This is a genomic window from Streptomyces niphimycinicus (assembly GCF_018883605.1).
In the GTDB taxonomy this organism is placed as follows: Bacteria; Actinomycetota; Actinomycetes; order Streptomycetales; family Streptomycetaceae; genus Streptomyces; species Streptomyces niphimycinicus.
Window position 1 is genome coordinate 1 of sequence record NZ_JAHLEM010001111.1, and the last position, 3,223, is coordinate 3,223.

General features: G+C 71.1%; 1 protein-coding gene. It reads left to right on the forward strand.

Annotated features, from left to right (window positions below):
- The coding region (locus KN815_RS48005; protein WP_216348053.1) for a condensation domain-containing protein at nt 1-3,223 on the forward strand (3,223 nt) is incomplete at both ends.

The window sequence follows — 3,223 nt, forward strand, 5'->3', positions numbered from 1 at the left end:
TCCAGCTCACGGGCGAGGACCGTCTGCTGGCGGTGACCACGGTCGGGTTCGACATCGCGGGGCTGGAGTTGTTCGTGCCCCTGCTGTCCGGCGCCGCGGTGGTGGTGGCCGCGCGGGATGTGGTGCGCGATCCGGCGGCCTTGTGCGCGCTGGTGTCGGCTGAGCGGGTGTCGGTGATGCAGGCGACGCCGAGTCTGTGGCGGGCGGTGCTGGCCGAGGATGCCTCGGTGCTGGCGGAGGTGCGGGTCCTCGTCGGTGGCGAGGCGCTGCCCGCCGACCTGGCGGTGGCGCTGGCCGAGCGGGCCGAGTCGGTGACGAACATGTACGGCCCGACGGAGACCACCATCTGGTCGACGGCGTGGCCGGTCACATCGGAGGGTGCGGGTGCGCCGCGTATCGGGCGGCCGATCGCCAATACCCAGGTGTATGTGCTGGACGGCGGGTTGCGGCCGGTGCCGGTCGGCGTGCCGGGTGAGCTGTATATCGCGGGCGAGGGGGTGGTCCGTGGCTATCACGGGCGGTCGGGGCTGACGTCCGAGCGGTTCGTGGCCGATCCGTTCGGCCGCGTCGGCGGTGGGCGGATGTATCGCACCGGTGACCTGGTGCGCTGGACGGCCGAAGGTGAGCTGGAGTATCTCTCCCGGGTCGATGACCAGGTCAAGCTGCGTGGCTTCCGGATCGAACTGGGCGAGATCGAGACGGTACTGGCCGGGCAGGACGGCGTGGCCCAGGCCGCCGTCCTCGTGCGCGAGGACCGGCCCGGCGACAAGCGGCTGGTCGCCTATCTCGTCCCGGCAGCGGATGGCGGCGTGCCGAACGGCGCCGAGCTGCGCCGGCACATGGCCGCGCGGCTCCCCGACTACATGGTGCCCTCCGCGTTCATGACGCTGGACGCCTTCCCGCTGACCCCGAACGGCAAGCTGGACCGGCGCGCCCTGCCCGCGCCCGACTACGGACCGGGCTCGACGGGCGGCCGGGCCCCGCGCTCGCCGCGCGAGGAGATCCTGTGCGGTCTCTTCGCCGAGGTGCTGGGCCTGGAGTCGGTCACCATCGACGACGACTTCTTCGGCCTCGGTGGCCATTCGCTGCTGGCCACGAAGCTGGTCAGCCGGATCCGCTCGGTCCTGGACGTCGAACTGGCGGTGCGCCGGGTCTTCGAGGCCCCCACCGTCGCCGAGCTCGCGGCAGTGCTGGACGCGTCCGCCGCGGTGCGCTCGCCGCTACGGGCGGTGGAACCGCGCCCGGCACGGCTGCCGCTGTCGCTGGCCCAGCAGCGGCTGTGGTTCCTGCATCAGTTCGAGGGGCCGAGTGCCACCTACAACATTCCGGTGGCGCTGCGGCTGAGCGGTGAGCTGGACGAGCGCGCGCTGCGGCTGGCCCTTGGCGATGTGGTGGCGCGGCACGAGAGCCTGCGCACCGTGTTCGCCGAGGACGCCGACGGCCCGTACCAGGTGGTCCGGGACGCGGAAGCGGTCCAGCTCGCCGTGGTACGGACCGACGAGACCCGGCTGCCCGCCGAACTTCTCGGCGCGGCCCGCCACGCCTTCGACCTCCGGTCGGAAGGACCTTTGCGGGTCTGGCTGTTCGAGCTGGGCGACGACGCGTACGTACTGCTGGTCGTCGCGCATCACATCGCGAGCGACGCGTGGTCGATGGGCCCGCTGGCCCGCGATCTGACCGGTGCCTACGCCGCGCGGGTCGGCTCCGGCGGGGCTCCCGGCTGGGAGCCGCTGCCGGTCCAGTACGCGGACTACAGCCTCTGGCAGCGCGAGGTGCTCGGCGCCGAGGACGACCCCGATAGTGAGATCACCCGCCAACTGGCCTACTGGAAGGCCACGTTGGCCGACCTTCCGGAAGAGCTGTCGCTGCCGTTCGACCGCCCCCGTCCGGCCGCCGCCACCCACCAGGGCGACACCGTCGCCCTGGATCTCGCTCCGGAGCTGCGGGAGAAGCTGACGCGGATCGCCCGCGAGCGCCGGGCCAGCCTGTTCATGGTGGTGCAGGCGGCGCTGTCCACGCTGCTCACGCGCCTGGGCGCGGGGACGGACATCCCCCTCGGCACCCCCGTGGCCGGCCGCACCGATGACGCGCTGGACGACCTGGTCGGCTTCTTCGTGAACACACTGGTGCTGCGCACGGACACCTCCGGCGACCCGACCTTCACGGAACTGATCGAACGGGTGCGGGCGCGGGATCTGGAGGCGTACGCGTACCAGGACCTGCCCTTTGAGCGGCTGGTCGAGGTGGTCAACCCGGAGCGTTCGCTGTCCCGGCATCCGCTCTTCCAGACGATGCTCACGCTGAACAACACCGAGCAGGGCGCGGAGACCGCGGTGGCCTCGCTGCCGGGTCTGACCGTGGCGAGTGAGCCGGTGGCCGTGGGCGGGGCGAAGGTCGACCTGTCCTTCCGGCTGGGCGAGCGGCGGGTCGACGGCGCGGACGGGGGTGTGGTGCTGGAGGGGGCTCTGGACTTCAGCACCGACATGTTCGACCGGGCCACGGCTCAGCGCATCGCGGAGCGTTTCGTCCGCGTTCTGAGCGTGCTCGCCGAGGACCCCGAGCGTCGCATCGGTGATGTTGAGTTGCTGTCCGCGGTGGAGCGGGAGCGGGTGCTGGTCGAGTGGAACGGTGAGCCGCGGGGTGTACGGGGTGTGTCGTTGCCGGTGCTCTTCGGGGAGCAGGTGGCGCGGACACCGGATGCGGTGGCGGTGGTGTGCGACGGGCGCGAGGTGTCGTACGCGGAGTTGGACGCGTGGTCGAATCGGGTGGCCCGGTGGTTGATGGGGCAGGGTGTTGGGGCCGAGCGGTTTGTGGGTGTGGTGTTGCCCCGGTCGGTGGAGCTGGTGGTGGCGTTGCTGGGTGTGGTGAAGGCGGGTGGTGCGTATGTGCCGGTGGATCCGGAGTATCCGGCGGAGCGCAAGGCTCACATCCTGGGGGATGCGCGGCCGGTGCTGGTGATCGATAAGGTCACGGATCTCGTGGCGGCCGATGCGTACCGGGATGACCCGGTGGCAGAGGTGCGGGAGCTGTCGCTTCCGGCCTATGTGATCTATACGTCGGGTTCGACGGGTCGGCCGAAGGGGGTGGTGGTCGAGCATCGTTCGGTGGGGGCTTATTTGGAGCGGGCGCGGGAGGTGTATGCGGATGCGTCGGGTACGGCGTTGCTGCATTCGTCGGTGGCGTTCGATCTGACGGTGACGGCGTTGTACACCCCGCTGGTGAG